This window comes from Corynebacterium sp. 239_CJEI, assembly GCF_001055995.1.
Lineage (GTDB): Bacteria > Actinomycetota > Actinomycetes > Mycobacteriales > Mycobacteriaceae > Corynebacterium > Corynebacterium jeikeium_D.
This window is the reverse complement of record NZ_JVOW01000033.1, coordinates 63,582-90,375: the sequence shown is the minus strand read 5'-3', so window position 1 is coordinate 90,375 and position 26,794 is coordinate 63,582. Positions and strand designations below refer to the sequence as shown.

Annotated in this window: 24 protein-coding genes and 1 pseudogene; 8 read left to right on the top strand and 17 right to left on the bottom strand. The window is 59.4% G+C overall.

Annotated elements, in window-relative coordinates; translation table 11 throughout:
- Window positions 1–396: 396 nt before the first annotated feature.
- The 5 genes from ADB08_RS11225 to ADB08_RS09565 all read right to left on the bottom strand — a co-directional run bounded on the left by ADB08_RS11225 (window position 397) and on the right by ADB08_RS09565 (window position 4,575).
- Window positions 397–564: a DUF3117 domain-containing protein gene (locus tag ADB08_RS11225; protein ID WP_005509573.1), complete on the bottom strand. Its 168-nt coding sequence runs from the start codon at window positions 562–564 to the stop codon at window positions 397–399.
- 223 nt (window positions 565–787) lie between these two features.
- Window positions 788–1,600 (bottom strand): dihydropteroate synthase, encoded by an 813-nt coding sequence (gene folP, locus ADB08_RS09580; RefSeq protein WP_048732864.1) that lies wholly within the window; start codon window positions 1,598–1,600, stop codon window positions 788–790.
- 45 nt (window positions 1,601–1,645) lie between these two features.
- Window positions 1,646–2,473 carry a TIGR00730 family Rossman fold protein gene (locus tag ADB08_RS09575; protein WP_049172737.1) on the bottom strand — a complete coding sequence of 276 codons (828 nt, stop codon included), beginning with the start codon at window positions 2,471–2,473 and terminating at the stop codon, window positions 1,646–1,648.
- Window positions 2,474–2,542: 69 nt separating this feature from the next.
- Complete coding sequence (gene dapE, locus ADB08_RS09570; RefSeq protein WP_049172735.1) at window positions 2,543–3,679, bottom strand: succinyl-diaminopimelate desuccinylase; 1,137 nt, start codon at window positions 3,677–3,679, stop codon at window positions 2,543–2,545.
- Between the two features lie 5 nt (window positions 3,680–3,684).
- Window positions 3,685–4,575 (bottom strand): hypothetical protein, encoded by an 891-nt coding sequence (locus ADB08_RS09565; RefSeq protein WP_239660057.1) that lies wholly within the window; start codon window positions 4,573–4,575, stop codon window positions 3,685–3,687.
- 83 nt (window positions 4,576–4,658) lie between these two features.
- On the opposite strand from ADB08_RS09565, the gene ADB08_RS09560 reads away from it, so the two are divergent.
- The 3 genes from ADB08_RS09560 (at window position 4,659) to dapD (ending at window position 8,267) form a co-directional block, all read left to right on the top strand.
- Window positions 4,659–5,651, top strand: a complete 993-nt coding sequence (locus ADB08_RS09560; protein WP_016422397.1) for a hypothetical protein — start codon at window positions 4,659–4,661, stop codon at window positions 5,649–5,651.
- Window positions 5,652–5,775: 124 nt separating this feature from the next.
- On the top strand, window positions 5,776–7,179 hold the full coding sequence (locus ADB08_RS09555) for an amino acid permease (RefSeq protein ID WP_172620259.1): 1,404 nt from the start codon (window positions 5,776–5,778) through the stop codon (window positions 7,177–7,179).
- Window positions 7,180–7,295: 116 nt separating this feature from the next.
- Complete coding sequence (dapD, locus tag ADB08_RS09550; RefSeq protein WP_016422395.1) at window positions 7,296–8,267, top strand: 2,3,4,5-tetrahydropyridine-2,6-dicarboxylate N-succinyltransferase; 972 nt, start codon at window positions 7,296–7,298, stop codon at window positions 8,265–8,267.
- Here the strand turns inward: dapD and ADB08_RS09545 are convergent.
- The 7 genes from ADB08_RS09545 to typA form a co-directional block, all read right to left on the bottom strand.
- Window positions 8,260–9,204 (bottom strand): pseudouridine synthase, encoded by a 945-nt coding sequence (locus ADB08_RS09545; protein ID WP_049172730.1) that lies wholly within the window; start codon window positions 9,202–9,204, stop codon window positions 8,260–8,262. The genes dapD and ADB08_RS09545 overlap by 8 nt on opposite strands.
- An 88-nt stretch (window positions 9,205–9,292) precedes the next feature.
- Complete coding sequence (gene dapC / locus ADB08_RS09540; protein WP_049172728.1) at window positions 9,293–10,420, bottom strand: succinyldiaminopimelate transaminase; 1,128 nt, start codon at window positions 10,418–10,420, stop codon at window positions 9,293–9,295.
- Window positions 10,421–10,474: 54 nt separating this feature from the next.
- A complete protein-coding gene (fdxA, locus tag ADB08_RS09535) occupies window positions 10,475–10,798 on the bottom strand; it encodes a ferredoxin (protein WP_005509435.1) in 324 nt (107 codons plus the stop codon).
- 232 nt (window positions 10,799–11,030) lie between these two features.
- Entirely contained in the window at window positions 11,031–11,552 is a 522-nt protein-coding gene (locus tag ADB08_RS09530) for a hypothetical protein (RefSeq protein WP_049172726.1), read from the bottom strand.
- Window positions 11,545–12,498 (bottom strand): N-acetyl-1-D-myo-inositol-2-amino-2-deoxy-alpha-D-glucopyranoside deacetylase, encoded by a 954-nt coding sequence (gene mshB, locus ADB08_RS09525; RefSeq protein WP_049172724.1) that lies wholly within the window; start codon window positions 12,496–12,498, stop codon window positions 11,545–11,547. The genes ADB08_RS09530 and mshB overlap by 8 nt, the downstream gene beginning before the upstream one ends.
- A gap of 8 nt (window positions 12,499–12,506) precedes the next feature.
- Window positions 12,507–14,657, bottom strand: a complete 2,151-nt coding sequence (locus ADB08_RS09520; RefSeq protein WP_049172722.1) for an ABC transporter family substrate-binding protein — start codon at window positions 14,655–14,657, stop codon at window positions 12,507–12,509.
- A gap of 82 nt (window positions 14,658–14,739) precedes the next feature.
- Window positions 14,740–16,653 carry a translational GTPase TypA gene (gene typA, locus ADB08_RS09515; RefSeq protein WP_016422389.1) on the bottom strand — a complete coding sequence of 638 codons (1,914 nt, stop codon included), beginning with the start codon at window positions 16,651–16,653 and terminating at the stop codon, window positions 14,740–14,742.
- Between the two features lie 635 nt (window positions 16,654–17,288).
- Here typA and ADB08_RS09510 point away from each other — a divergent pair.
- The 5 genes and pseudogenes from ADB08_RS09510 (at window position 17,289) to ADB08_RS09490 (ending at window position 21,282) form a co-directional block, all read left to right on the top strand.
- Complete coding sequence (locus ADB08_RS09510; protein WP_016422388.1) at window positions 17,289–17,981, top strand: hypothetical protein; 693 nt, start codon at window positions 17,289–17,291, stop codon at window positions 17,979–17,981.
- A gap of 96 nt (window positions 17,982–18,077) precedes the next feature.
- Window positions 18,078–18,722 (top strand): DUF402 domain-containing protein, encoded by a 645-nt coding sequence (locus ADB08_RS09505; RefSeq protein WP_049172719.1) that lies wholly within the window; start codon window positions 18,078–18,080, stop codon window positions 18,720–18,722.
- Window positions 18,723–18,751: 29 nt separating this feature from the next.
- Window positions 18,752–19,363: a suppressor of fused domain protein gene (locus tag ADB08_RS09500; protein ID WP_049172717.1), complete on the top strand. Its 612-nt coding sequence runs from the start codon at window positions 18,752–18,754 to the stop codon at window positions 19,361–19,363.
- Between the two features lie 107 nt (window positions 19,364–19,470).
- A complete protein-coding gene (locus tag ADB08_RS09495; RefSeq protein WP_049172715.1) occupies window positions 19,471–19,968 on the top strand; it encodes a hypothetical protein in 498 nt (165 codons plus the stop codon).
- Window positions 19,969–20,050: 82 nt separating this feature from the next.
- Window positions 20,051–21,282, top strand: a pseudogene (locus tag ADB08_RS09490) (amidohydrolase).
- Window positions 21,283–21,687: 405 nt separating this feature from the next.
- Here the strand turns inward: ADB08_RS09490 and ADB08_RS09485 are convergent.
- The 5 genes from ADB08_RS09485 to ADB08_RS09465 form a co-directional block, all read right to left on the bottom strand.
- Window positions 21,688–22,872, bottom strand: coding sequence for an acyl-CoA dehydrogenase family protein (locus ADB08_RS09485; RefSeq protein ID WP_016422383.1), 1,185 nt, complete (start codon window positions 22,870–22,872; stop codon window positions 21,688–21,690).
- Between the two features lie 107 nt (window positions 22,873–22,979).
- Window positions 22,980–23,825, bottom strand: coding sequence for a YdcF family protein (locus ADB08_RS09480; protein WP_049172713.1), 846 nt, complete (start codon window positions 23,823–23,825; stop codon window positions 22,980–22,982).
- Window positions 23,825–24,340 carry a hypothetical protein gene (locus tag ADB08_RS09475; RefSeq protein ID WP_016422381.1) on the bottom strand — a complete coding sequence of 172 codons (516 nt, stop codon included), beginning with the start codon at window positions 24,338–24,340 and terminating at the stop codon, window positions 23,825–23,827. The genes ADB08_RS09480 and ADB08_RS09475 overlap by 1 nt, the downstream gene beginning before the upstream one ends.
- Before the next feature lie 19 nt (window positions 24,341–24,359).
- Window positions 24,360–25,130 carry an energy-coupling factor transporter transmembrane component T family protein gene (locus ADB08_RS09470; RefSeq protein WP_049172749.1) on the bottom strand — a complete coding sequence of 257 codons (771 nt, stop codon included), beginning with the start codon at window positions 25,128–25,130 and terminating at the stop codon, window positions 24,360–24,362.
- 44 nt (window positions 25,131–25,174) lie between these two features.
- On the bottom strand, window positions 25,175–26,791 hold the full coding sequence (locus ADB08_RS09465) for an ABC transporter ATP-binding protein (RefSeq protein ID WP_049172711.1): 1,617 nt from the start codon (window positions 26,789–26,791) through the stop codon (window positions 25,175–25,177).
- Window positions 26,792–26,794 lie beyond the last annotated feature (3 nt).

Below are 26,794 nucleotides of genomic sequence, written 5' to 3'. Positions count from 1 at the left end.
CAATTCCGGCTTGTCGCGCCCACCGCCTGACAGTTGGTGAGGGAATCGCTAAATCGCGCCCAACCGCGCTTGCTGATGCCCCGTTGGCAATGTGTTGAAGCGCAATCGGTTTGATGGCACTGTATTTCGTTCGGCGGGTTTGCTTCACTACTTCTCCTGGTCGAAAGTGGTGATGCATTCACCGCCTGAACCTACCCCCGAAAACTGGCTTGAAAGTGTCATAAACTCGCACAGTTTCACATTTGCAGCCCGTACTTTTTGTTCATAACCCCTCATTCGAGCCGTTATCACCTGAAGAAGAAAAGGCGACCTACACCACCTGTGTAGGTCGCCGCTGGGTCAAAACCGGACAGGCCCGGCCACTACCCGGCCTCTACCCGATACCCTACTACTCTGCTACTCCACTACTGCCACGAGCTCTGCACCGAGCTCCTTGGCTTCCTCCGGGGACAGTTCCACCACCAGGCGCCCACCACCATCTGCGGGGACGCGCATTACAATCTTCTTGCCCTCTTTAACTGCCTCCAGCGGACCATCACCGGTACGCGGCTTCATTGCTGCCATGTGAACTCCTTCGTTCTAAGACAATGTCGATGCAGGAGACGACCAGCCACCCCAGCTCGGCTGTGGTAGCCAGGAGATTGACAATCCCGGTTCAAGACCTCGGTCTAAGACCCCGGCTCAAGATCCCGGTTTAGAATCCCTGTCGGCATTTTCGACTACTTCTCTTCATCATAGTCCTTTGTTTCACGCAGCGGCATGGGTGAAGCGCCTCAAACTACGCCCCTTACACCAGCCCACGCACCGGATGCAGTGGCGCAAAATCACCGGAAATAGCCAGAGTCATACGGCAAACATCAAGAGTTTCGGACACCTGATGCGAACGGAACACCGCAACACCGGCAGCTGCCGCATGGGCGGTCGCAGCCAAGGTGCCGGGCACACGCTGCTCGACAGGGCGGTCCAAAGTCTCACCGACGAAGTCCTTATTCGACAGCGCCATGAGCACCGGCCAGCCTGTAGCCACGAGCTCATTGCAGCGCCGCAGAAGCTCGAGGCCGTGGTAGGTGTTCTTGCCAAAGTCGTGGGTGGGATCAATAAGGATGCGGTCCTCCGGCACGCCAGCGTCCACTGCCCTCTGGGCGAGCTTGCCGGTTTCTGAGATGACATCGTCCACGACGTCGTCGTAACGCACGCGAACCGGATTGGTGCGTGGCAGTGCTCCACCGGTGTGCGAGCAGACGTAACCCATCCCGTGGGCGCCAGCGACTTCCAGCAGCTCCGGGTCATGGCCTGCCCAAGTGTCGTTGATGAGGTTGGCGCCAGCTTTGATGGCGGCTTCCCCGACTTCGGCGCGCCAGGTGTCGACGCTTATGTGCAGGTCAGGATAGCGTTCGCGGACCTTCGCGATGGTCGGCACCACGCGCTCAATTTCCTCAGCAACAGTTACTTCCGCACCGATACCGGCCTTGACGCCGCCGATGTCAACAATGCCCGCGCCTGCCGCAACAACTTCGTCGACGCGAGCGAGCGCGGCCTCCTCCGCAGCCGTTGCGCCACGGTCATAGAAGGAATCCGGGGTGCGATTGACGATGGCCATCACCGTCGGCACCGCGGAGCCCTGATAAAAACTCTGCACAGCGTCTTACCTCTCGCTGAAGCGACGGACTCGGCGGAGCTTTTCGGGAACGTCAGAGGTTGGCTCACACTCTTCCATCAATTTTTCGTGCGCGGCCTCGATGTACTCGACTGCTTCTTCAATGGAGTCGGTGACCAGAAAAAGGTTCATATCTGTCGGAGAAATCAGCTCCATGGCCACCAGTTTCTCACGCATCCAATCAACCAGCCCCGACCAGAACTCAGTGCCCAGCAGCACGATTGGGTAATTTTCCACCTTCTCGGTCTGCACCATCACCAGTGACTCAAAGAGTTCATCGAGCGTGCCGAATCCACCCGGCAGACAAATAAACGCCTGCGAGTACTTCAGGAACATGGTCTTGCGCACGAAGAAGTAGCGGAAGTTCATGCCCAGGTCGACCCAGTCATTCAAGTGCTGCTCGTGCGGCAGCTCAATGCCCAGCCCAATGGACAGGCCGTCGGCGTCGTAGCAGCCGCGGTTGGCGGCTTCCATGATGCCCGGGCCGCCGCCAGTGATGGTCGCGTAACCCGCCTCCGCCAGCGCCTTGCCCAGGTCGAAGCCCCACTGGTAGTACGGGCTGTCCTCTGGCAAACGTGCCGAACCATACACCGTCACCGCCGGCGGAATCTCCGCCAACGCACCAAAGCCGTCAACGAACTCCGACTGAATGCGCAGCACACGCCAGGTGTCGTTGTGCAGCCAGTCCGTGTTCGGGTTGTGTGACAACAGCCTGCGGTCGGTCGTAGACGCCTGCGGTTCGCCCGCCTGTCGAATCGCGATTGGGCCGCGGAGTGCACGGCGCTTAGCTGGGGACGGAGTACGTACAGGTTTCATAACCTCACAATGTATGCCAGCAATGACATACGCGCACCCGCTCAGCGAGGGCAGGGTGTGACTCTAGGCTCACTCAGCCACCGGCGCGGTAGTCAAGTACCGCCGCAGGTCCTCCCACAGCGCCGTAATGCACTCGACCGGAATCTGCTCGTCCTTCTTGTGGCAGTACGCCGGGTCACCCGGGCCAAAGTTCACCGCAGGAATGCCGAGCGCCGAAAAACGCGCCACATCGGTCCACCCAAACTTGGGCTTTACGACGTCGCCTGCGACTGCAACCAACTCCTTCGCAGCAGCCGCATGCAGTCCCGGCAGTGCCCCAGGGCTCGCATCCTCGACATCGACGGTGAGATCCTCGGCCGCAAACTCGTCGAGTCCCAGCACCTCGCGGAAGTGTGCCATGGCCTCATCGGCGCTGCGGTTGGGCGCGAATCGGAAGTTGACTCGCAGCACCGCCTCGTCGGGAAGCGTATTGGTGGCAACCCCGGCCTCCAGCCAGACGACGTTGAGCCCTTCGCGGTAGGCCAAGCCGTCGATATCCACGGTCTGCGGTTCATAGGCGGCAATGCGTGACAGCACCGGTGCTAACTTGTGCACGGCGTTGTCGCCGAGCCACGCCCGAGCCGAGTGTGCACGTGTGCCGTGAGCGGTCAGACGCAGGCGAATAGAGCCCTGGCAGCCGGCTTCGATGACATTGCCGCTGGGCTCGCCCAGCAGAGCGACATCGCCAGTCAGGAGCTCCGGATGCGACTCACTCAAGTGCCGCAACCCGTTGAACTCCGCGGCGACTTCTTCGCATTCGTACATGATGAGTGTCAGGTCGCGCTGCAACTCCTGGCTTGCCGCCAGCGTCGCAAAAGCATGCAGGTAGACCGCGTCACCGCTTTTCATATCCACAGTTCCGCACCCAAAGAGTGCGTCTCGTCCCTGCGCGTCTACCCCACGCGTCGAGGGCACATTGTCCGCAGTTGGCACCGTATCCAGGTGCCCTGCCAAAATCACGCGCTGCGGTAACCCCCGATGGGTCCGCGCAATCACGTTGTTGTCAATGCGCAGGACCTCAATCGACTCATCTGCCTGCGCGACCTCACGTAATGCCGCCTCGACGGCATCCGCTATCGCGGTCTCATTGTGGGACACCGATTCGATGTCCACCAGTGCCGCCGTGAGGTCTACAGGATCTTGGAGCAGATTTAACTTCGATTTCACATCAATTAAGCGTACAAACCATTGTGCGCCAGCGAAACCAGAATTTTGTGATGAATATGCGCCGCACGACCATTGATCGCATCCCCATTGGCGGGCGCGCCACCACCGAGGAACAACGCCAGCTCATGCGGTTCGGCGGAGGTCACACCAATTCTCCCCTCCGCCGAGCGCTTAAGCCCATCAGCCACCTCAAAGACCAGGGTTTTCGCTCCTTCCGGGAGAGTTTGGGCAATGATTGCCTCCGGAGTTTCGCTTGCCGACGACCCCAGCGCCCGCTCCTCCCCTGCAGAATCGGTCGCCTCTCCGTTTCCGCCATCCTCCTCGACAACGCCCGCGCCGGGACCATAGACCACAGCTACACGGGAGCCATAGACCGCAATTACCGGACGCAGCTCATTCGTGCTGACAATCACCGTAGAACCGGCCAGCGGCTTACAGACGGCCGCGACAATCTTGGCCGTTGCATGTGGCAGCTGCACTGGGGTGGGATCGATGTCTCGTCGATAAGCAGGACGAAGCGTTTCGGCGACATCGCCCAGCTCATCGCGCTCCCACATCGGCAGGGCATCGATGCGTGCCTGCTGATCGCGGTTCTTGCGCTCCAGCAAAAGGCGGGCAATCATGCCACCGCCGAGCCCCACCGCGATGGCAACTGCGATAACCAGCACAAGACGGTTCGGCGCAATGAGCGCAACCACTGCGGCGATAGCCACACCGACTGCGCCAATTGGCATTGCTCGCGGCGGCAAAACGAAACCAAAGAAGCTGGCTACGGCGAGAATCCAAGCACTCAGCAGTGCGAATCCGACATAGAAGACCACCGGCAGGGACAGGACGAAGCCGAGTCCGAGCACACTAACAGCAATGATGAGGCTCACTAAGAACCACTGCTTCATTTTCTGTGTGCTTTCAAGGCCAGCTAGGGGCATAGTTCATCCTTCCGCGAAGATTCCTTAAAGAGATACTAATATTAAGAATCATGATTACATCTGGTGCTGTCGCTACGGGAATCGCCAATATCGCAATGGACGGTACAGTTCTCGATACTTGGTTTCCCGCACCTCAGTTAAGCGATGAGGTCGTAGAATCGAGCACTCACCGGCTCGGCGCCGCTGATCTGACCCCACAGTTGCTTCGTCAGGTGATTTTGGACGAGGATCGCCGCGTGGAGCAGGTGGCAGTGCGCACGTCCATTGAGGATTTGTCCAAGCCTGCTGTCGACCCGCACGATGCCTACCTGCGCCTGCATTTGCTCTCCCACCGCCTGGTCAAGCCGCACCAGCTAAACACCAAGGGGCTCTACGAGCTACTCCATGTGGTGGCGTGGACCAACAAGGGGCCATGTCTGCCGGACAACTTCGAGCAACTGCGCACCCACTTGCGCGTCCGCGGTCTGATTCACGTCTACGCCATCGACCGCATGCCGCGCATGGTCGATTATGTGCTGCCCGCCGGTGTGCGCATTGCAGAGGCCGAGCGCGTGCGGTTGGGCGCTTACTTGGCACCGGGTACGTCCGTACTGCGCGAGGGATTTGTCTCGCTGAACTCGGGCACTCTGGGCCCATGCAAGATTGAGGGACGTCTATCCTCCGGTGTCGTCATTGGCGCGCACACGAAGGTGGGACTGTCGGCCTCCATCATTGCCGCTCATGACGATTCCGGTCAGCGTAAGCCGCTCACGGTTGGCGAGCGCTGCCACATCGATATCGCGGCCGGCACCGTCGGCGTCAGCCTCGGTAATGACTGCATTATTGACCGAAGCATCCTCATTGCCCCCGATACGCCCATCGATGTCCCCGCGGAGAACCGCCGTATTCAGGCATGGGAAATTTCGGGCCGCGACAACATGCACTTCTACCATCACCCGGACCACTCGGCGGTGTGCGTCCGCCGCACGGAACGCCCGGGCAATGACGAAGGTGCCGCTGCTTTCACTCAGCTTGCCGACGTGCCGGATGAGCTGGCCGGATAACCTACTTTCGGTGCTCTTGAAGACACATTAATTGGCCCCGAAACGGTGAATGGGGGTAAACCCGTAATACGGTTATTGCCCCTGTTATCAGCGAGGTAATGTTTGCGACATGACCGAATCGCAAATTACCTCCACCTCCGGCGAGACAGCTCAGCTGGGCAAGGGGCTGCAGGTTCGACACCTGACCATGATGGGTCTTGGCTCCGCAATCGGTGCCGGTCTTTTCCTTGGTACGGGCGTCGGCATTAAGGCAGCTGGCCCGGGTGTTCTAGTTTCCTATGTCATCGCTGGCTTCATTGTCGTCCTCGTCATGCAGATGCTCGGCGAGATGGCCGCTGCCCGCCCGACACCGGGTAGCTTCTCCACCTATGCCGAGATGGCCTTTGGTTCCTCGGCTGGCTTTGTCCTCGGCTGGCTCTACTGGTTCATGCTCATCATGGTGCTCGGTGCTGAGATCACCGGCGCCGGTGCCATCATGGGTGCGTGGTTCGGTATTCCGGGCTGGATTCCAGGCCTGATCTGTGTTGTCTTCTTCGCTGTAGTGAATTTGGCGAATGTGCGCGGTTTCGGCGAGTTCGAGTTCTGGTTCGCGTTCATCAAGGTCGCGGTGATTATCGCGTTCCTGGTCATTGGCGTTCTTCTTTTCTTCGGTCTGCTGCCAGGCACCAGCTTCGTCGGTACGACGCATATTGCCGAGTCCGGATTCCTCCCGAATGGAGTGTCCGGCATTGCCGCTGGTCTGTTGGCTGTGGCCTTCGCCTTCGGCGGTATCGAGATTGTCACAATCGCCGCTGCTGAGGCTGAAGATCCGCAACGCTCCATCGCTGCTGCTGTCCGCTCGGTGATCTTCCGCATCTCTGTGTTCTACCTGGGCTGCGTGACCGTCATCATCCTGCTGTTGCCGTACTCCCAGATTGACGGCGCTGACTCCGCAGCTGAGTCGCCGTTCACCCAGGTTCTGAAGCAGGCAAACATTCCGGGTGCCGTTGGCTTCATGGAGGCCATTATCGTTCTGGCGCTGCTGTCCGCGTTCAACGCTCAGATTTACGCAACCTCTCGCCTGGTCTACTCGATGTCCACCCGCGGTGAGGCACCGCGCTTCTTCGCCCACACCAATGAGGGCGCAGTTCCGAACCGTGCGGTCATCATGTCGATGGTCTTCGCCTTCGTCTCCGTTGGCCTGCAGGTTGTCTTCGACGGCTCGAGTGTCCTGGTCTTCCTGCTGAACGCTGTCGGCGGCTGCTTGCTGGTGATCTGGCTGGTCATCGCCCTGTCCGAGATTAAGCTGCGCCCGCAGATGGAGGCGAACAACGAGCTTTCCGTTCGCATGTGGGCCTACCCGGCACTGTCCTGGGTAGCGGTCATCCTGATCCTGGGCCTCGCTGTTGGCATGCTCACCGATTCTGGTGCTCGCCAGCAGGTTATCGCCGTTGTGTGTGTCACTGCGTTCCTCGCGGTGCTCGCTGCACTGACTAAGAAGAGCCGCACCGCGGCCCGCGAGGCTCTCGAGTCCAGCGATAGCAACTAGCCGTTAGCAACTGACTGCAGGGCCTAACCACCCTGCTACCCCTATCCGAACATTTCCTTGCTACACATTTGCGGAACACTTTTCATAGATAGGGATATGCCGGTAGCCTGTTTTCCATGAAATTTGGAGCACAAGCTACCGGCATTGCCACTTTTAACAACGATACTGTTCTCGACGTCTGGTTCCCCGCCCCCAAGCTCATCGAGGAGGGCACAGCAACCTCCACCACGACCGGAACCATCGACGCCGACGCACTGCCCGAAGATTTCACCTACCTCGCAGATCTGGCCGTAGCCGATGCGGACCGCGGCACCACCCGCCGTCTGGTCACAGCTACCATCGCTTCACTCGATGACGCACCAGTCGACACCATCGATGCCTACCTGCGCCTCCATCTGCTGTCCCACCGCCTGGCCACCCCCAACAGCATCAACCTGGACGGCATCTTCGGCAAGCTCAACAATGTGGTGTGGACGAATTTTGGCCCCTGTGCTGTCGAAGGCTTCGAGGTAACCCGAGCCAAGCTGTCACGCCGCGGGCCTGTCACCGTCTACTCCATCGATAAATTCCCCCGCATGGTCGACTACGTCACTCCCACCGGAGTTCGCATCGGTGACGCTGACCGCGTGCGCCTTGGAGCCCATCTCGCAGAGGGCACCACAGTCATGCACGAGGGCTTCGTCAACTTCAACGCAGGCACGCTTGGACACTCCATGGTGGAAGGCCGTATCTCTCAGGGGGTCGTCGTCGACGACGGCTCCGATATCGGCGGTGGTGCGTCCATCATGGGCACACTATCCGGTGGAGGTAAGGAAGTTGTGTCCGTCGGCAAGCGATGCCTACTCGGTGCGAACGCTGGACTCGGAATCTCGCTCGGCGATGACTGCGTACTCGAAGCCGGGCTCTACATCACTGCCGGCACCAAGTGCCACGTTGCCCTGGACGGCGTGAAGAAGACGCTCAAGGCCCGCGAGCTCTCGGGCGGATCGAATATGCTCTTCCGCCGCAACTCGCTCTCTGGTGCAGTCGAGGTTGTGCCGTGGGCTGCCGAAAAGGTGAAGCTCAGCGCGGAGCTGCACGCTAACTAAGGGTGCTCGGCGCGTCTGCCGGGGCCGCGATATTCCGCGCGCTCCGGTAGACACGTCGCTCACCAGTGACGGGGTCGACAAAGGCCAGCGCGGTTGCCGTCAATCGCAGCTGCGGCGTGTACTTTGGCGCGCTGCCCGCGCTTGCCGACGGCCCCTGCGCCCCCGCTTCCCGGCCATAGGTATCCTCACCGAGGATGGGATAGCCTAGCCAGTCCATCGTCGCCCGCAGCTGATGCGTGCGGCCCGTATGGGGCTGTAGCCGCCAGTGCCCCACCTGCATGCGGCTGCCGCAATGCCCACAACCACAGCCGACTGCGTGCAGCGGAATGCTGGTGCTGGTCGCACCACCGCCATGGCTGTTCGCCAGCACATCGCCGATGTCCGCGGCTACTCGGCCGAGGAAGGTCACGGTTGTGCGTGCGAGCTTGAACTTGGGATTCTTCGTGGCAGCGCGAGCGAAATCGTCGGTCTCCACGACTTTTACTCCGCGCCCCGCAGGGTTGGGATCGAGCAGAAGCGTGACATCCCTGGTTTCCCCCACATGCCAATCATCGGGCATCACGGTGAGGCATTCGTATTCTTTGGTGATTTCCTGGTTTTGGAAAAGCTGCTGGTAGCGCGCACGGGTAGCCGGATTCCGGGAAAGCAACAGCAGCCCACTGGTCAGAAGATCCAGGCGGTGAACGGCCACTATCTCCGGTTCCCCGAGACTACGTCGCAGGCGCTCCTGCACGGTGTTGGCCACAATGCGGCCATTGGGGGTCGCCGGCAGAAAAGGCGGCTTGTCTACGACCAGAAACTCATCGGTGTCGGCCACAATTGCCGGCTCAAAGGGGATGTACTCCTCACACTCGTGAGCGGCGGCATCGACTTGTGCTGCCTGACGGTTCTTCTCAAGGCCCCACCAAGCATCTCGATTGCCTGCGGCACGTCCCACGGCACACTCCCTTTTTATGATTTGGTCTATGCCGATGTCGGCACCGTTTGCAGCATTCGGCCTACTCGGGCCAGCACATCTGGCCCGGCTAGCCGCGAATACGCGCCGCGGCCACTTCGATGTCGTTGAGCGTCGCTGTGAGCCCCACCCGTACGTGCTGCACACCCTTGGGGCCGTAGAAGCTGCCCGGCGCAACCAGGATGCCGCGTTCGGCCAGCCAATCAACCGTCTGCCAGCAGTCTTCCCCGCGAGTAGCCCACAGATAGAGCCCGCCCTCGGAGTCATCGATACGAAAACCTGCGGCTACCAGTGCATCATGCAGAATCTCACGGCGGTCACTGTAGCGCTGCTTTTGTTCAGCCTCGTGGGAGTCGTCGTTAAGCGCGGCGATCGTGGCGTGCTGGATGGGTCCCGGCATCATCAGCCCCATGTGACGGCGCACGGAAACCAGCTCGGCAATGAGGTCCGCATCGCCGGCGAACCAGCCGGTGCGGTACGACGCCATGTTCGACGTCTTGGACAGCGAGTGGATAGCCAGCAGGTTGGTGAAATCACCGTCGCACACTCGCGGGTCGAGAATACTGACTGGCTGTTCAGTCCAGCCGAGCCCCAGGTAGCACTCGTCAGAAGCGACGATGACGTCCCGAGCACGAGCCCACTCAACCACCTTGCGCAGGTGTTCAATACCGAGGACCTTGCCGTTGGGGTTGCCCGGGGAATTGATGAACATCAGCGTCGGCGAGGCGGGACCGATTTGCGTCAGCGAGTCCGCACGCAGCAGCTCAGCGCCTGCGATGCGAACGCCGACCTCGTAGGTGGGATATGCCAGCTCGGGGATGACGACGGTATGCCCCGCGCCTACGCCGAGGAGGAAGGGAAGCCAGCCAATCGCTTCCTTGGTGCCGATGACCGGAAGCACATTGCCGCCGTTGACCGCTGACTCCAGTCCCGTCACGCCGTAGCGCCGCGCCATCGCTGCAACAATCGCAGCGCGTAGCTCAGGCGTGCCGACGGTCTGAGGGTAACCCGGTGCGGCAGCACCTTCGGTAAGGCCCTTCCGGATTATCGGAGCGACTTCATCGACTGGTGTGCCGACCGAGAGATTGACCATGCCCTCTTCATGCGCAGCCGCAGTGGCTTTCGCCTGCGTGAGAGAATCCCACGGAAACTGAGGCAAAAGAGAACCGGGAGTTACGCGCTTACGGGCAGCTGACATGGGCGGTGATGAAATCCTTCCCGGGAAAAGAAATAGGTTTAGTCCTCTGTGGTTTTAGTCTTCTGCCTGCGGCGGCAGAGCTGCCACGAATGGCACATCGAAGTCCTGGGGGCCGAGCTTGGCGGCACCGCCCGGGGAACCCAGCTCATCGAACCAGTCGACATTGGCATCGATGAATTCAACCCACTCATCCGGAACATCGTCCTCGTAGAAGATGGCCTCGACTGGGCAGACCGGTTCACAAGCGCCGCAGTCCACGCACTCATCAGGATGAATGTAGAGCATGCGCTTGCCCTCGTAAATACAGTCAACCGGGCACTCTTCAACACAGGCACGGTCGAGGACGTCAACACATGGCTGGGCAATGATGTAAGTCATGGTTTTAGGTTTAAGAACCTTTCTCACAAGATATGGGATGAGGCTTTCGCTATCTGTCGATTATGCCGTTCCGACGAGAAACAGAGCAAAATAGACAGAGCGGTATATTCAGATTGGAGTCTACACCCAACGTGGGTGTTGTTATCAACTGGCTCCAGAAAGGGCCACATTGATGCGGGCCTGCCCTGCATCAATTCCTCACCGTCTCCTGCAGTATCCGCTGCAGTTTTCGCTAGAGTGCCCGCAGATGGCGCAGTGGCCAGGCACCGCCCAGCACACCGCAAACAAGCAGCAGCACTGTTCGCAACCACTGCCCCATTGCCAAATCACCACCGAAGGGCAGCACTGCCCACAGCAGAATGCCTGCAAAACCCAGCACCCAGATGACAGTCGGAATTGCAGCTTTGGAGCGATCACGAGTCCACAGCAACGCTGTGTTGGTAATGATCAGATTGGCAATATAGGCCAGCGGAATGGTCCACGGCAACGGAATAGCAACCGAGCCGATGGTAATCCACGCTCCGAGGAAAACTACTTCAATCACCAACGCTGCCAACGCAGCCAGCGACAGCCAGACCAGCGCTACCGTGACCTCGCCCTGATGGAAATTCTCGCGCGGCTGCGAACGTTCCGGATTCCCCCAATAGCGCTCATCCCCGAATGTGCGCTTTTCAATACTCAAGCGCTCGTTCTTCAACTTTCCGCCAGCAGCGTTAATCAAGTCTTCGCTTTCGTGAGGCTGAGGGTTACTCATCGTCCGCACTCCCCTCCGCTTCCAAATCCACACTCGGTACAGAATCGACGCTCGCTACCGGCTCTGGCAGTAATTGGATATTCACCAGCTCCCCCAGCTCTTCCAGGGACGCAGCGGTCGCCGTACCAAAACGGTATGCCTCAGTCGGTGTCACCGGCTGACACAGCAAATTGGAAAACGCCCAGACGGCTCGCGCACGACCAGAGCCGTCGGTCTGCCCATAGACAGCATCAGGATTGACCTCGCTGACGGAACCATCGGCGAACCACACTTGTGTCGCATGCGCGCGCATGGCCTCAACCTTGGCCGCCACAGCGGCATCATCCAGCTGAACCTCGAAATGGCCGGTCACGGTAGCGAAGTCGTCGACATCGCACGCCTGCCAGGTCTCCGGCACCACGGTAATGGCATCCAGTCCCGCCACCATTGCCTCACGATCGGTGACCGCCCACAGCGTCGGAAAGCGATTTCCGCACGCCGCGACAGTGATATCGTGTGCGCGAATGTGGTCCGGGTGCCCATAGCCACCATCGGCATCGTAGGTAATGACCAGGTCTGGCTGCAGCTCATCGAGGATGGTGCGAAGCTGGGCTACCGCCTCATCACCTGAGTTCATGAACGCACGGGGATGCTCATTACCCTTGTCCCCTGCCATACCGGAATCACGCCAACGCCCGGCACCACCGAGGAAACGTGGCGCATTGTCTGGGCTATTGGCCCCCAGCGCACGCAGCGCCGAGCGCAACTCGGCGACGCGGAAACCGCCCAACTGGTCAGCTTCATCAGCAACTAGCCCCTGGTACGGCGCGCCGATGACCTCTCCCAGCTCGCCCATCGTGCAGGTCACTACGCTTACCGACGCTCCGGAGCGCGCGGCAGCCGCAATCAAACCACCTGTCCAAATGGACTCGTCATCTGGATGTGCGTGAACAAAAAGTAACTTCACGGGCTTTCTTACTTCCCCTTGTTCTCCTGGTCGGCGTTATCGCGGACTTCTTGGTTCTGACCCGAACCGTCCTGCTCAGTATCTTCGCGCGGACTATCTCCCGGTTGAGAATTCTCAGACGATTCTCGAGTCCCGCTTTGCGTCGCGACTCGGCGAATCTCACCCAGAACACCGAGGCGGCCCAACACTGGGTCATCGGTCCACTGCGAAGAGTCCTTCCGCCCAGTAATTGTAATTTCCGGGCTGACGACCGTCAGCAAGCCGTCTTTCACCAAGGTCAGCTCGATACTGTGGCCAGCAATGATATCGGCGAGTTCAGCGGGCAACGCAGAACTGTCGGGAGCGAGCAGCTCATCAACCTGCGGGTCACAAAGGCCGGAAAGATTCTCGCTCCGAGCAGCCGATTTCGGAGCGACAGATACTCCGCTGAGGTCAGCCGGCTCTGCTGAGGTAGAAGATGTGGACTGCTCAGACGATGTTGTCCCGTCCAGCGAGCTCTGCTCTTCAGCGCTCTTTCCCCGGTCTTCACTTGGTGCAGGTTTTGTCGAACTGTCAACGCCCTCAGACTCAGACTCGGATTCTGACTCAGACTCGGTAGCCGACTCTGCGCCTGCTTCATCCAAGTCCTTCGGCGGTAGCGAACTGATCGAGCCTTCCGTACACGCATAGCGTTCCCGGGCCGCCTGGACGGAATTGGGCTGCTCTGCCCACGCCACCACGGCATCGACGGTTCCGTAGGGCAACGAAGAACGCAGCATGTCCGCCGGTGAATACGAAACAACGGTGGCGGGGATACCAGCTGCAGTCAACTGGTCAGCGACCGCAAAAGCCGCAGCGCGTGCCGCTATACCGTCGCTAATGATGCCGATTCGTAGCGGATTGTCCTCAGTAAAACCGGCCTGTGGCGCCTCGGTTTTCTCCTGGTCACGACCGTCACCAGAGCCACCTGCGATTCGGCGCCCGGTGGCCACCTCTGAGACCTGTGCAACGTTGATGGTGTTCAGAATGGCCCGGCGGACGGATTCGTCGGCAAGCCTGCTCGACGCGAGGTTGGTACTGAAAACCAGTTCCCGGTTGGGCTCATGGAAGAACTCAGCAACACCGGGGATCAGACCGTACGTCAGCTCAGACGTCTCCGTCGGACGGACCTGCACGGCCTGGATCTGCTTCGAACGCAGTTGCTCCGCACCATCGATGGCACTACGCATGGCACGCAGCGTAATAACCTCCGAGGCTGCTGGCTGCTCACCCCAGTAGCGGTCATTTCGAACCAGTCGAATGATGTTGCGGCCGACATCCATCGACTCGACGGTGTACTGCCCACCGGAGGCCGGCAAACGGCTGGCCAGCCCTTCGGAAAAACCATCAGTGTTCGACCGCATCAAATGCGCTGGCAAGAGATGTGCAAACAGGCGCTGCCAATGCGTAATCGGCTGAGTGAACGTCACATCAATCTGACGGCCACCGTCGGAGACATCAATGGATTTAATCAGCTCATAAGTCGCCGTATCCAGCGATCCTGGCGTGGACGTGACTTGGGAAAATAGGTAGCGGAAGTCCTCGCCACTGATTGGCGTGCCATCGCTCCACTGCGCCCCTTTTCGAATGCGGTAGCGGACATGCTCTGCCGCTACCGTCGGATCCGTGATGTCAACATCGGCCGCTTTCCCGTTTCCAGCTCCGTTTCTGGCGTCACCGTCTTTGCTGTCATCACTCTCGATGACCTGCACGGAATCCAGCAAGTCGGAGTTGAGAAGCCATTGGGGAGCTCCTGCCGAGCGAGCATTGGCAGCGTTATCCACCACTCCGGGAGCTTGCGCGGCGGCACTAGCGTCACCAGCCTCGCCCTCTACCGGCGCAGGGGTGAAAACACTAGGCAGTGTCAGTCGCGCTACCAGGCTGGTCACCGGGGAGACGTCGGCAAGCAAATGCGGATTGAAGCCTTCGACAAACTCGTCGACACCGACCGTGACTTCACGCATCTTTTTGGCCTGGTCAGCGGTGTCTTCCTGCTGCACCGGCGCTTCCTGCTGCCCGGGCACAGTCGGAGCGTCCGAGGGGCGAGCCATGCACGAAGACGCCAAAGCCGCCGTCACGCAGAGTGTCGATGCTACGAAAAATCGACGAGAAGCTGCGTGACGACGGCTGCGAATAAACATATCCACGAGATTACTCGACACCTGACCGAGTCAGTTACCCCGAGACTGGTTTTCAGGTGGCCCAGTCCCCTACCAACCCGAATTACTTCTTATTCATGGCCTTCGCGCGGGAACGAGCGCGAGCGCGATCGGTGGCGCTGAGGATCTGCTTGCGTACGCGAATGCCCTCCGGGGTGACCTCAACGCACTCGTCAGCACCACAGAACTCCATAGCCTCATCGAGGGAAAGCTTGTGCGCCTTCTCCAGAGTCACGGTCGCATCAGCCGAGGCTGCGCGCATATTGGTCAGCTTCTTTTCCTTGGTGATGTTGATGTCCATGTCCTCATCACGCGGATTCTGGCCAACGACCATGCCCTCGTAAGCCTGGTCACCCGGCTCGACGAAGAAGGTGCCGCGGTCAGAAAGCTGAATCAGTGCGTAAGCGGTGATCTGGCCGGTACGGTCAGCCACCAACGATCCTGTCGGACGGTCCTTAATCTCACCAGCCCACTCGCCGTAGCCGGCCGAGTAGTGATTGGCGATACCGGTGCCCTTGGTCTCCGTCATGAAAGTAGTGCGGAAGCCAATCAGACCGCGGGACGGAATGAGGAACTCCATGCGCACCCAACCGGTGCCCTGGTTACCCATCTGCTCCATGCGCCCCTTACGAGCCGCCATCAGCTGAGTGACAGCACCCAGGTGCTCTTCAGGAACATCAATGGTCAGGTGCTCGTACGGCTCCTGAACCTTGCCGTCGACGGTCTTGGTAACAACCTGCGGCTTACCGACGGTCAGCTCAAAGCCCTCACGACGCATAGTTTCAACCAGAACGGACAGCGCCATTTCACCACGGCCCTGCACCTCCCAGGCATCCGGGCGCTCGGTCGGCAGCACGCGCAGCGAGACGTTACCAATCAACTCCTGGTCCAGGCGGGCCTTGACCATACGAGCGGTCAGCTTATCGCCACCACCCTGGCCTGCCAGTGGCGAGGTGTTCACGCCGATCGTCATAGAAATAGCCGGCTCATCGACCAGGATGCGCGGCAGCGGGTCCGGATGCTCGGCATCACAGAGAGAGTCACCGATCATGACCTCGTCGATACCGGAGATAGCGGCGATGTCACCAGCAATGGCCTCTTCAGCAGGTACGCGGGTCACGCCGACGGTACGCAGCAGCTCCGCGACCTTCGCATTCTTGACATGCTCATTGCCCTCGGAGTCGTAATGAATCCACGAAATCTGCTGTCCCTTGCGGATACGGCCCTTATGGATACGAATCAGACCAATTCGACCGAGGAAGGAGCTGGAGTCCAGGTTGGTAACCTGCGCCTGCAGCGGGGCATCAATCTCAGCGGACGGCTCCGGGAGCACCTCGGTGATGACGTCGAACAGCGGCTGCAGGTTCTCAGACTCCGGCAAGTTGCCGTTACCCGGGTTCTCGGTAGAAGCCTTACCGGCACGACCAGAGGCATAGAGAACCGGCAGCTCAAGGTTGCGCTCAGCGACCTCAGCAGCTTCCGGGTCTTCCAGGGTGGAGGCTAGCTCGAGCAGCAGATCCTGTGCTTCCTCGACAACCTCGTCGATACGTGCATCTGGGCGGTCAGTCTTATTGACCACGATAATCACCGGCATGCAGGCAGCAAGCGCCTTGCCCAGGACGAAGCGGGTCTGCGGCAGCGGACCTTCAGAGGAGTCGATCAGCAGCACGACACCGTCAACCATGGACAGTGCGCGCTCCACCTCGCCACCAAAGTCGGCGTGACCAGGGGTGTCAATGACGTTGATGATGAGGTCTTCGCCGTTCTTGCCCTCACCTTTTCGGCGAATAGCGGTGTTCTTCGCCAAGATGGTGATGCCCTTTTCCTTTTCAAGGTCACCAGAGTCCATCACTCGGTCTGCAACTTCTTCGTGGTCGCTGAAAACGCCGGACTGCTCCAGCATGGCGTTCACGAGAGTGGTCTTGCCATGGTCGACGTGTGCGACAATGGCGACATTACGGAACTCGGTATCGCTCACAGGCGGATAGCTCCTAACAAGCTAAGAGGACTAAAAGAAAAAGATACGGCCTTGCTCTAAAGGACTGTCTTTACGACTGCCTTTAACGCCCCGCATCAACGCGTAATAAAGCGTTCTACAGTGTACTCCTTCTTAATGCCCCTGCACATCTGGCAGAGATTCTCGCAACCCCGAGCACCTATCCGTCATGCAAAGTGGCACTGCCGCGCCACCCTTAGGGATAAATTACCCCCTTACTGCACCCCCGCTTTACCGACAGCCATAACGGCATATCCGCCAGCGCCACAACGCTTCACGACGGCAATCTCTCAGCCCGCCATGTGACACATGTGACCAAATGCCATAGTTGTAACCCCACGGGATGAGACTTGACTTCACCCGCTTACGCGCTGCGAAACACCATTAACACCACAGGCATACATGACGTCACAATTTTCACAATCATCTCGTTCTACACCAAAAATCACTCTAATTAACTTGCGACACGCGGGAATCCGTGCGTTAATCTCCTGAGAAGATTCTGAACATTTCTTTTTCAAATCTTTCCAATTCCCGTTGGAGTCGTTCTAAGATGAGCAACGATTCCGAAATTTTGATTCCGACTCCAATAGCCCACGAATGAGAGGTTCTTCACCGTGGTTTCGACTGGACGCTCCTTCCTGCGCCGTGCCGCAGCGACCTTGGGTGCAGCTGCAATTCTCACTGCGGGCATGACTCCCGCCGCTTCTGCTTCCCCGTCGCTGGACTCCCTGAACATCGCTTCGCCGAATCTCTACGGCAACGCGCGCGACATCATTAACTCCCCAGGCGTTCCTGAGGAAATTTCCAGCGCACTGAACAAGGGAATTGACTTCCTGACTGGTGAGGGCGAGGGCGAGCCGGGCTTCAAGGTTCCGGAAGGTGCCCCGAAGACCAACCAGTTCCTGCTGCCTACTGTTGCCGACAAGTGCATCGGCGGCGAAGGTCGTTCCTTCGGCCTGGCCACTACCGTTCCGGGCCCGGCAGACCTGCCTCTGCCAGGTGTTCCAGAAAACCAGCTTGGCTTCATTTTCACTGGCCTGGGCACCAAGCAGCTGGCTAAGCAGCAGGACACAGAGATGAATGTCTACTGGGTCAACGTTGCTAACGGCAAGTACGGCAAGACCACCCTGGAGAACAACGGCATCAACGCCGAGGAGGGCCCGGGTGCTGTCAACGGCACCGCTGACACGGGCAAGGGCGTGGTCATCGCTGTCATGCAGGGCGGTATCACCACTCAGGAAGAGCCTGGTCCGACCAACTGCAGCTACACCCCGACCGCCGGTGTCTTCCCGGTCGGCCTGAACTAAGTTTTTCTAGTTCTCCCCTAGCCCTTTTTGCATCACGTATGCAGAAAGGGCTTTTCTATGCCCAAAAAGGCAACCCCTACACGTTAAGGTATTCGCATGTCCACTTCACCGGCCACTTCGGCTTCGACCGCGGCAGCTCCTGCGCTCTCCCCAATTCGCTCGAGTCAGGACACACATCCTCCGAAAGTCGAGACCTTTGACCTACGTGAAATGGTCAACACCGACCCCAAGGGCTTTCAGCGCAATGTCGACGAGTTCCGAACTCTCACACCCAGCCGCCTTTATATGCGCCGTGGGATGGATCATCCAAAGTTTGGATATCTAGAGTCATTCCTGCTTGCCGACGAGGGGTTGCGCATCAGCATTTATCACTTCCGCCCGGGCGTGAAGGTGGAACACCAACGTTACGTCGATATTGTCAGCATCGACCGGACTGATCCGCAGTGCTGGCGTATGACCGATTTGTATCTCGACATCCTGCAGGCACCGACCGATCCTGAGGCCATAGCTCCCCTACCTGTCGATGCGACCACACAGATTCGCGTTGAAGATGTCGACGAGCTCGTCGCGGCCCACACCCAAGGGCTGATTAGCGATGAACTCACCGAATTCGCTATCGAGACCACGCTGACTGCGCGCGCCGCAATCGCTGCACACGGTGACAACATTGATACGTGGATGCAGACTTTGAACCTCGATGCGACGTGGGCTGATGCTGTCGAGCTTTCGCCCGCAGCCTAAAATGACCACCTCAACAAGGAGTACCGCCCGTGTTCGATAACTTAACCGGCCCCATTCCTCCCGCCGGCCCTGATAGCAATGCGATCATCAAAGCAGTCCGAGCAGCATTTTCCTCCTACTTTGAAGAGTCCGACCCCGGCGAAGCCCAGCTGACCTTCCTTGGTTCTTCGCCACTGAAGATGCTGCGCTTCGGCCCTGACACAGACCGGATTGTCACCTACGCAACACTCGGTTGCAGTGCCGAAGCGATGCAAGATCCGTCCGCAATGGTGGTGGACACCAACTCTGGCCCGCGTGCCGAACTCGTCTTGCCTATTCGTGGTGGACTGGACGAAGTCATCCGCCCGCTGGGTATTCTTGCCGCTTCCCCAAGCATCGAAGGCCTCATCCTCACCGAGGGGGCACTAATCGACTTCGGCCAGCCACTGTGGGATCAGTCGCGCTTCACCGGTTTTGTGCTGTTCAAGGCAGAAATCCCGCCGGTCGCGGTGGAGGAAATCGAAGTCACAATCTTCCAACCTGTCCCGGCCACGACCAACGAATTTGCCCTTGCTCGCGCTAAGGGCGTTGACGAACTGCGTCGCGTGTGGGAAACCCAAGGTGTCGACTTCACCGACCCGCACCGCACCAGCGCTGTATAAAAGTTAGCTTTTGTGATGGTTGCCGGTTATCTGCTCGTCGGCAAGCGATAAGTGCAACCTAGCAGTGACGTTTCGCGCCGCGATAGCGTGGTTTAGAGTGTGGAGTTATGACAGTCAATTCGGCTAAAGACGTTCCTTTCCATGCGGCGCAGTCCTTTCGGTGGTGGCGGCTGGCGGTATATGTTTACGTCCCAGCGCTAATCCTCACCGTGGTCAGTTCCCTATTGAAATGGGATGCGACTGTTACGGAAGCGACAAAAGCCAACAACATCGAGGTTTCTGCTGCACAGACCAGCTTGGCCGTGAGCTTCGCGTTTGCGATTCTCGCGCAGACGGCAACGGCGATTGCGTGCTGGTGGCTTGCTGGCAAACTCCTTGAAGGATCGACTGCAGCGCGCACGGTGCTGTCCGTGGCGGCGGCAGTTTTTGTCATTAATGCATCAATGACGCTGGTCGGAACGATTTCCCAGGTACGCTCCGGAGACTCGTCGGCCCTCGGTTTGATTACAGCTGGCCTGCTGATTGTTGCCTCTATCATCGCCGCAACTGCAACCGCCCAGTCCTACCGCGGCGAGCGTAACCAGAAGTTCTTTGTGACGACGTAGGCAGCTCTTAGAGGTTTGGGGCGGGACGGGGATGCCTTCCAGGGCCTCCACCGTTCGCTTTAGGTCGGCGTACATTTTAGGTATGCCCACTAATACTGAGAGCGCCAGAAAGATTCTGAATGGTCTCGCGTCCACCCAATCCCAGCGCGAGGAACTGTACAAATATTTCCACCGGCACCCTGAGCTTTCCATGCAGGAGCACAGCACTGCAGACCGGATTATTCAGGAGCTCGAATCTTCAGGTATTTCCACAAATCGCGTCGGAGACACCGGCATCGTTGCCATTATTGAGAACGGTGCCGGGCCGATTGTAGCTATGCGCGCAGACATTGATGCGCTACCGGTGAAGGAGACTTCCGGCAAAGACTACGCCTCCACGGCAACGCAGATTGATGAAAAGACCGGCACAGAGGTCCCCGTCGCCCACGCTTGTGGGCACGACTTCCACCTGATGTCTTTGCTCACAGCGCTGCAGGCTTTCAACGAAAACCTTGATCAGTGGTCTGGCACATTCATCGGTATTTTCCAACCCGCTGAAGAAACCGCCGAAGGTGCACGCGCAATGCTGGCGGCAGATCTGGAGAGGGCTATTCCGCGTCCCGACGTTTATCTCGGTCAACACGTACTAGCTAGCTTGCCCGGCGGTTATGTGGGAACTCGCCGCGGGCCAGTTCTCTCCTCTGCATTCTCGGTCAAAGTCACTGTGCACGGTAATGGCTCCCATGGATCCATGCCGGAGCTCAGTGTCGATCCCGTTGTCTTGGCATCCACCATTGTGATGCGCCTTCAGACCATTGTCTCGCGTGAGGTAGCGGCCACCGAGACCGCAGTGGTGACCGTTGGTGCGATTCAAGCGGGAACTAAGTCCAACATCATTCCTGACTCCGCAGAGCTGCTCATCAACACTCGTGCCTACAACAGCGCCGTGACCGAACACCTCAAAGAGGCAATCGAGCGCATTGTACGAGCAGAGTGCGTTGCTGCCCGCAGCCCTCAAGACCCGCAGTTCACTTACTACGACCGCTATCCCCTCACGAATAATGACGGGGATGCCACGAATACTGTGCGTGAGGCATTCGACGCGTACTTCGGTGAAGAAGTCTCCGACTTGGACGCAGTGCCCGCCTCTGAAGATTTCTCAATCATCCCCGATGCGCTTGGCGTGCCATATACGTACTGGGGCTCGGCGGTTTCGCGGATGAGAGCAGCGCTGTTGGCAACCACAACCCAGCTTTCGCCCCTGACCTCCAACCCACTCTTGACCGGGGAGCAGAGGCAATCGTTGTAGCGGCCTGTGCTTGGTTGGCGAAATGAGGGTGTGATCAGCGAGGCTGATGCGTGCGGCTGCTGGCGAGCTGGTGGATGGTGTAGTGCCGGACTCGTGCGGGGCTCGTGCGGGACTCGTGCGGGACGGCCGAAAAAACCGGGGGTTAAGCGAACAAGTAGGCCCCGGCGCACGCCGACCGGACATGCTTCTTGCTACTTAACCCAAAAACTTACGGGCTGCAAATGTGAAACTGTATGAGTTTATGACACTTTGAAGCCGTTTTTCGGGCCATTTCTGTCATAAACGCAGTCAGTAACTCGCATCGCCCCACCGCCGCCGACCATAAACGCAGTCACTAGCGCGCGTTGGGGTTAAGAGACAAATTCTGAGTGATGTGGCAGCATGAAAAAGCCCCCGCCTTGGTAGCGAGGGCTTAGCGTTTGCGCTGGTGATTAGCGCTTCTGTGCGTCTGCGAGAATCTGGCGACCTGCGACCATGCGACAAATCTGGTTAGTGCCCTCGTAGATCTGGGTGATCTTGGCGTCACGCATCATGCGCTCAACCGGGAAGTCACGGGTGAAGCCGTAACCGCCGAGCAGCTGCACGGCATCAGTGGTGACCTGCATAGCAACGTCAGAGGCGAAAGTCTTGGCGTTTGCGGCCATCAGACCCAGGCGAGCGCCGCCCTCAGCAGTGCCACGCTCAGCGTTAGCGGCTGCGGTGTAGACCATGAGACGAGCGGCGTCGATCTTCATACGCATGTCAGCCAGCATGAACTGGGTGTTCTGGAAAGCAGCGATCGGCTTGCCGAACTGCTGACGCTCCTGCACGTAACCAACGGCGTAGTCGTACGCACCCTGCGCGATGCCCAGTGCCTGTGCACCAATAGTCGGGCGAGTGTGGTCCAGGGTCTCCAGGGCAGTCTTGAAACCGGTGCCCTCTTCGCCGATGATGCGGTCAGCCGGGATGCGGCAGTTTTCGAAGTACAGCTCCGCGGTCGGGGAACCCTTGATACCCAGCTTGTGCTCCAAGCCACCGACGCGGAAACCCTCGTCGTCCTTGTGGACCATGAATGCAGAGATGCCGTTAGCACCCTTCTCCGGGTCGGTGACAGCCATGACGGTGTACCAAGTGGAGCGGCCACCGTTAGTGATGAAGCACTTGGAGCCGTTGAGGACCCACTCATCGCCCTCACGGACCGCGCGGGTCTTCATGGAACCGGCATCCGAACCGGCCTCACGCTCAGTCAGTGCGTAGGAAGCCATTTCACCGTTGGCGATGTCCGGCAGGACCTTGCTCTTCAGCTCGTCGGAGCCCTTGAGGATCAAGCCCATGGTGCCGAGCTTGTTCACAGCCGGGATAAGAGAAGCCGAGCCACAGACACGAGCAACTTCCTCAATGACGATGCAGGCCGCAACCGAGTCCGCACCCTGACCACCGAACTGCTCCGGCACGTGGACGGCGTTGAATCCAGCCTCGTTGAGAGCCTTCAGGGCCTCCTCCGGGAAACGCTCGTTCTCATCGACGTCCGCTGCGTACGGAGCAATCTGCTTCTCCGCCAGATCACGGATAACGGCGCGGAGCTCCTGGTGCTCCTCTGGCAGCTGGAACAGGTCGAATCCTGGGGTCAAAGCCATGTGGGTGTTCCTCCCGATTTAATGATTCCGATGTCGTGTTCGATATCGCGCTCTACGCATTTCTACGCAGCACTATCACCGCACGACGTATTTATCTTCGTTCGATACTAGTGGCTAACGCTTCGCTCTACCCGCGAAATTCGTAAAATTCTCGCGTTGCCGCTCGGCGCCCACAGAATAAACTGCGCGAGGAATTCCCGCAGCAGCGATGTCGCCCAGTACCTCAACGGCGTATAGGCGCCGACGACACACCAGGGTTCCAGCCCCCGTTCGCGCATGAGCTTCGCTACCCGTGGCGCATGAAAATCACTGGTCACAACAACCGTTCCAGCGCTCAACGCACCGTCCATGCCGCGCATCAATTCGCACGCATAGTCAATGTTTTCCGACGTATTCGTCGATTGGTCCTCGGGGATCAACTCGATGTCGCCACGCTTTACGACGTCCCCAGCGTTCGCCTCCAACCACTCCACCATGGCGTCCGCTTCGGAGCAGGTGGCATCTGTCACCGCTTCACTGCCGACCCCACCGGAGCAGATGATTCGCTCGGTACGCTCATCACACGCTGAGACTGCTCGCTGTAATCTTCTGGCCAGCAGGGCCGAGGGCCGATTGTTCTTCAATCCGCATCCCAGTACAACCACGGTGTGTGGCGGCAGAGTTGGTTTTTTGGCTGCACATCGAAGACGAACGGCCTCGAAAACGATCGCTGCGGCTCCTGGTACTGCGAGGCCGGCGAGCAGGGGCGTCGTCAAGCGATGCGATGCGCGAGCGTAGTAGGCGCGGCAGCTGGCCAGTGTCCACGCGGCACCTACTGTTGGAAGAACCCACCGCGGAGGTCTGCGATTGGGCAGGCGTGGTGGGCGTAGCTCCGAATTAGCGGCGACGCGTAGTCCGCCGACGAGGAGCATGGAACCGAAGCCTGCACCGAGGCACGCGAGTGTTTTTCTCATCAGAGCTTCCACGTTAACTGTTCTGGGACGTTGATGGTCCAGTCGACGAGCTGTTGCGGATTGTGCTTCGCCATATGCTGGGATTCCTGCTCGGCCCACATGTCCCAGTGTTCCTCGAAGTGGTCGTCGCGAGCCATGGCACGGGCAAATCGAGTCTGCGTGTCCAGCTCTACCCAGACTCCCCAGGCGTTGCCGTCGCCGATGGCGCGGGCAGCGGCAAGGTTAGCTTCAGTGACAGCGCCACAGCCTTCAACGATGAGCGAGGAGTCCGGTGGCGTGGGGACCCACTCGGCGAATTCACTGGCGTACCAGTCCCAACGGCGATACCCGCGCTTGTCGGCCGGTAGAGCGGGGTTCAAAATGGTCTCCGCGACTTCGGCCGATGCTTTCTGCAGGCCGGACCAGCCCGGATAGACATCCTCCAAGTGGATAACTGGCCAACCGAGGATACTGTGCAACTTTGCCGAAAAGGTGGTTTTGCCACTGCCGGAACGGCCATCGATAAGCAGAATCATCGTGATCGAAACGCCTTTGCTACGCCACACCCAGGAAGCGGAACTCCCCGGCCCACACGGAAATACCGATTGCTGCGACGGCGATGGCAAGGCAGGCGGCCATGGTGACATAGTCACGCGCGGCCAATGTCGAGGTGTGCCACCACGTACGCTTAATCGGTGCGCCAAAGCCGCGGGCTTCCATGGCTGTAGCCAGTTTGGTGCCGCGGCGCAGTGCGAACACCAGCAGAGCGAACACCTGAGAAATAGTGCGGCGGATTGCGCCGTGGTCACCCAAACCGCGTGCTCGACGGGCTCGGGTCAGCGCCTGCCAATCGCTGATGAATAGGCCGACGAGCCGCAAACTCGCCACCGTTGCCAGCACAAACCGGCTGGGCAGCTTGAGAATCTGCGCCAGCCCATTGCCCAGATCGGTGGGGTCGATATTGGCTGTCAACACGACAACTGGAGTACCGATAGCCAGCACACGCAACATGATCGCGATGGCCAGGGAAATGGAATTATCCGTCACATGCGCAAGCAGGAAGGAGAAATACTCTTTGCCCTCCGGGTTGCCGTAGAGCGCCATCGAGATGCCCGAGATGGGCGCGGCGATAAGAAGTGGCAGGCTGCGTCCTAGAAAACGACGAAAACCCAAACCCGACAGCGGCACCAAGAAAAGCGTGCAGACAAGCGCAACCACTGCGGAGACCCAGTCGATGGAAATCAGCAGCGGTGTGGTGAGCAAGAATAGGCCCAGTACTCTCGCCACCGGGTTGACCGTCGCGAGGAAAGGCTGCTTACTCGAAATGGCGCTCTGCGTACCTTCAGCCGTACCGGCGGAACCGACTTCAGTCACGATTTCCCTCCTGCTTCGCCCTGGCCGCGCGCACCGCTAGTGCGGCTCGGACCGGCCTGCTCCCCTGAACCACGCTGTCCCGGCGCCGCACGGCCTGACCGCTCCGGATGAAACGAATCCATGTCGATGACGTAGTCCCCCATCGCTTGTACCACCAATGGATCGTGGGTAATCGAGATAACAGTTCGGCCGTCGTCAGCAAGCTGGCGAAGCAAAGTGAGCAGCTCGGTGAATGTCCGGCGGTCTTGGCCGAACGTCGGTTCGTCGAGAAGCACAATATCCGGCGCTGTCGCCAGCATTGTCGCCACCGACAGACGTCGCTTCTCACCGCCGGACAGCGAGAACGGATTCGCCTTGGTCAGAGCCGTTAGCCGCAGCCGCTCAAGTAATTCCTCGATGCGCTGATCAGCGTTGACACCGACAAGCTTGGGGCCAAGCTGCAACTCTTCCAGCACTGTGCCAGTGACAAATTGATGCTCGGGGTCCTGGAACACCGTGCCAATCCGAGTAGCCAACTTCTTCGACGGCCATTTCCACGGCGCACTACCGCTGCCGGCCACTTGGACCGTGCCCGCCATCGGCTCAAGCAGGCCGCCGAGCGTCAGCGCTAACGTGGACTTCCCGCTGCCATTGTGACCAACAATGCAGGTGGAAGCTTCAGATGGAATAGAAACGGATACATCGCGAGCAATCGGATCAACATTTTCGCCACCGCGGAACCACGACTTCTTCGCGCCATAGCCGATGTCCAGCCCACGGGTTTCGATCGCGATGGCACCGCTAGGGTGCCCGTCCTGGTCGCGGGCAGCTGAACGCGCGTCCGGCAGCGCAGGCGGAGCTCCCGGAATCCACACCCCAGCATCCGTCAGAGCTTGCCCGTGGTCTTCCAAGACCCGATGCGGTGCACCATCGGCAATCACACCTCCGCGGCCCAGCACGATGATGCGGTCGACCACATCGACCCACGCATCCACTCGATGCTCGACCACAATCAGTGCCGCACCGGTCCTCTCCGCCGCGGTAATCGCAGCATCGCGTAGTACCGGCACACCGGCCGGGTCGATGTTGGCCGTCGGCTCGTCCAAACAAATGACCCGTGCGCCCATTGCCAGCACACCTGCCAATGCGAGGCGCTGCTTCTGCCCACCCGAAAGTCTGTGCGTGGGATGATCCAGCGGCAAATCCAGCCCCACCAAATCCAGGCTGGCGCGCACTCGGTTGCCAATCTCAGCTGGGGCAACGCCCAGGTTTTCCGCACCAAAGGCAACATCGTCGCCAACGCGAGCACTAATCGTCTGCGAGTCAGGGTCTTGCAGCACCAAGCCCACCGAACCCCGTGCGGAAGCAGGAGTACGACCTTCAATCAGGAGCTTTCCGGTGGCTTCGCCATCGGAGTCGTCGCCAAGCACGCCAGCAATAGCGGCGAGCAGCGTCGACTTCCCCATCCCCGACGCGCCGAGCAACAGCACCTTTTCACCGCGCTCGATGTCCAGCGTGATGTCGTTCAGTACCGCAGCTTTGCGCCCCGCGTGCCGATATCCGAACCCCCGCGCGCTCACCGCAGGGACATTTCCGCTTGACGACGGCCCCCGCGTCAACGCCTCATCTGTCATCGA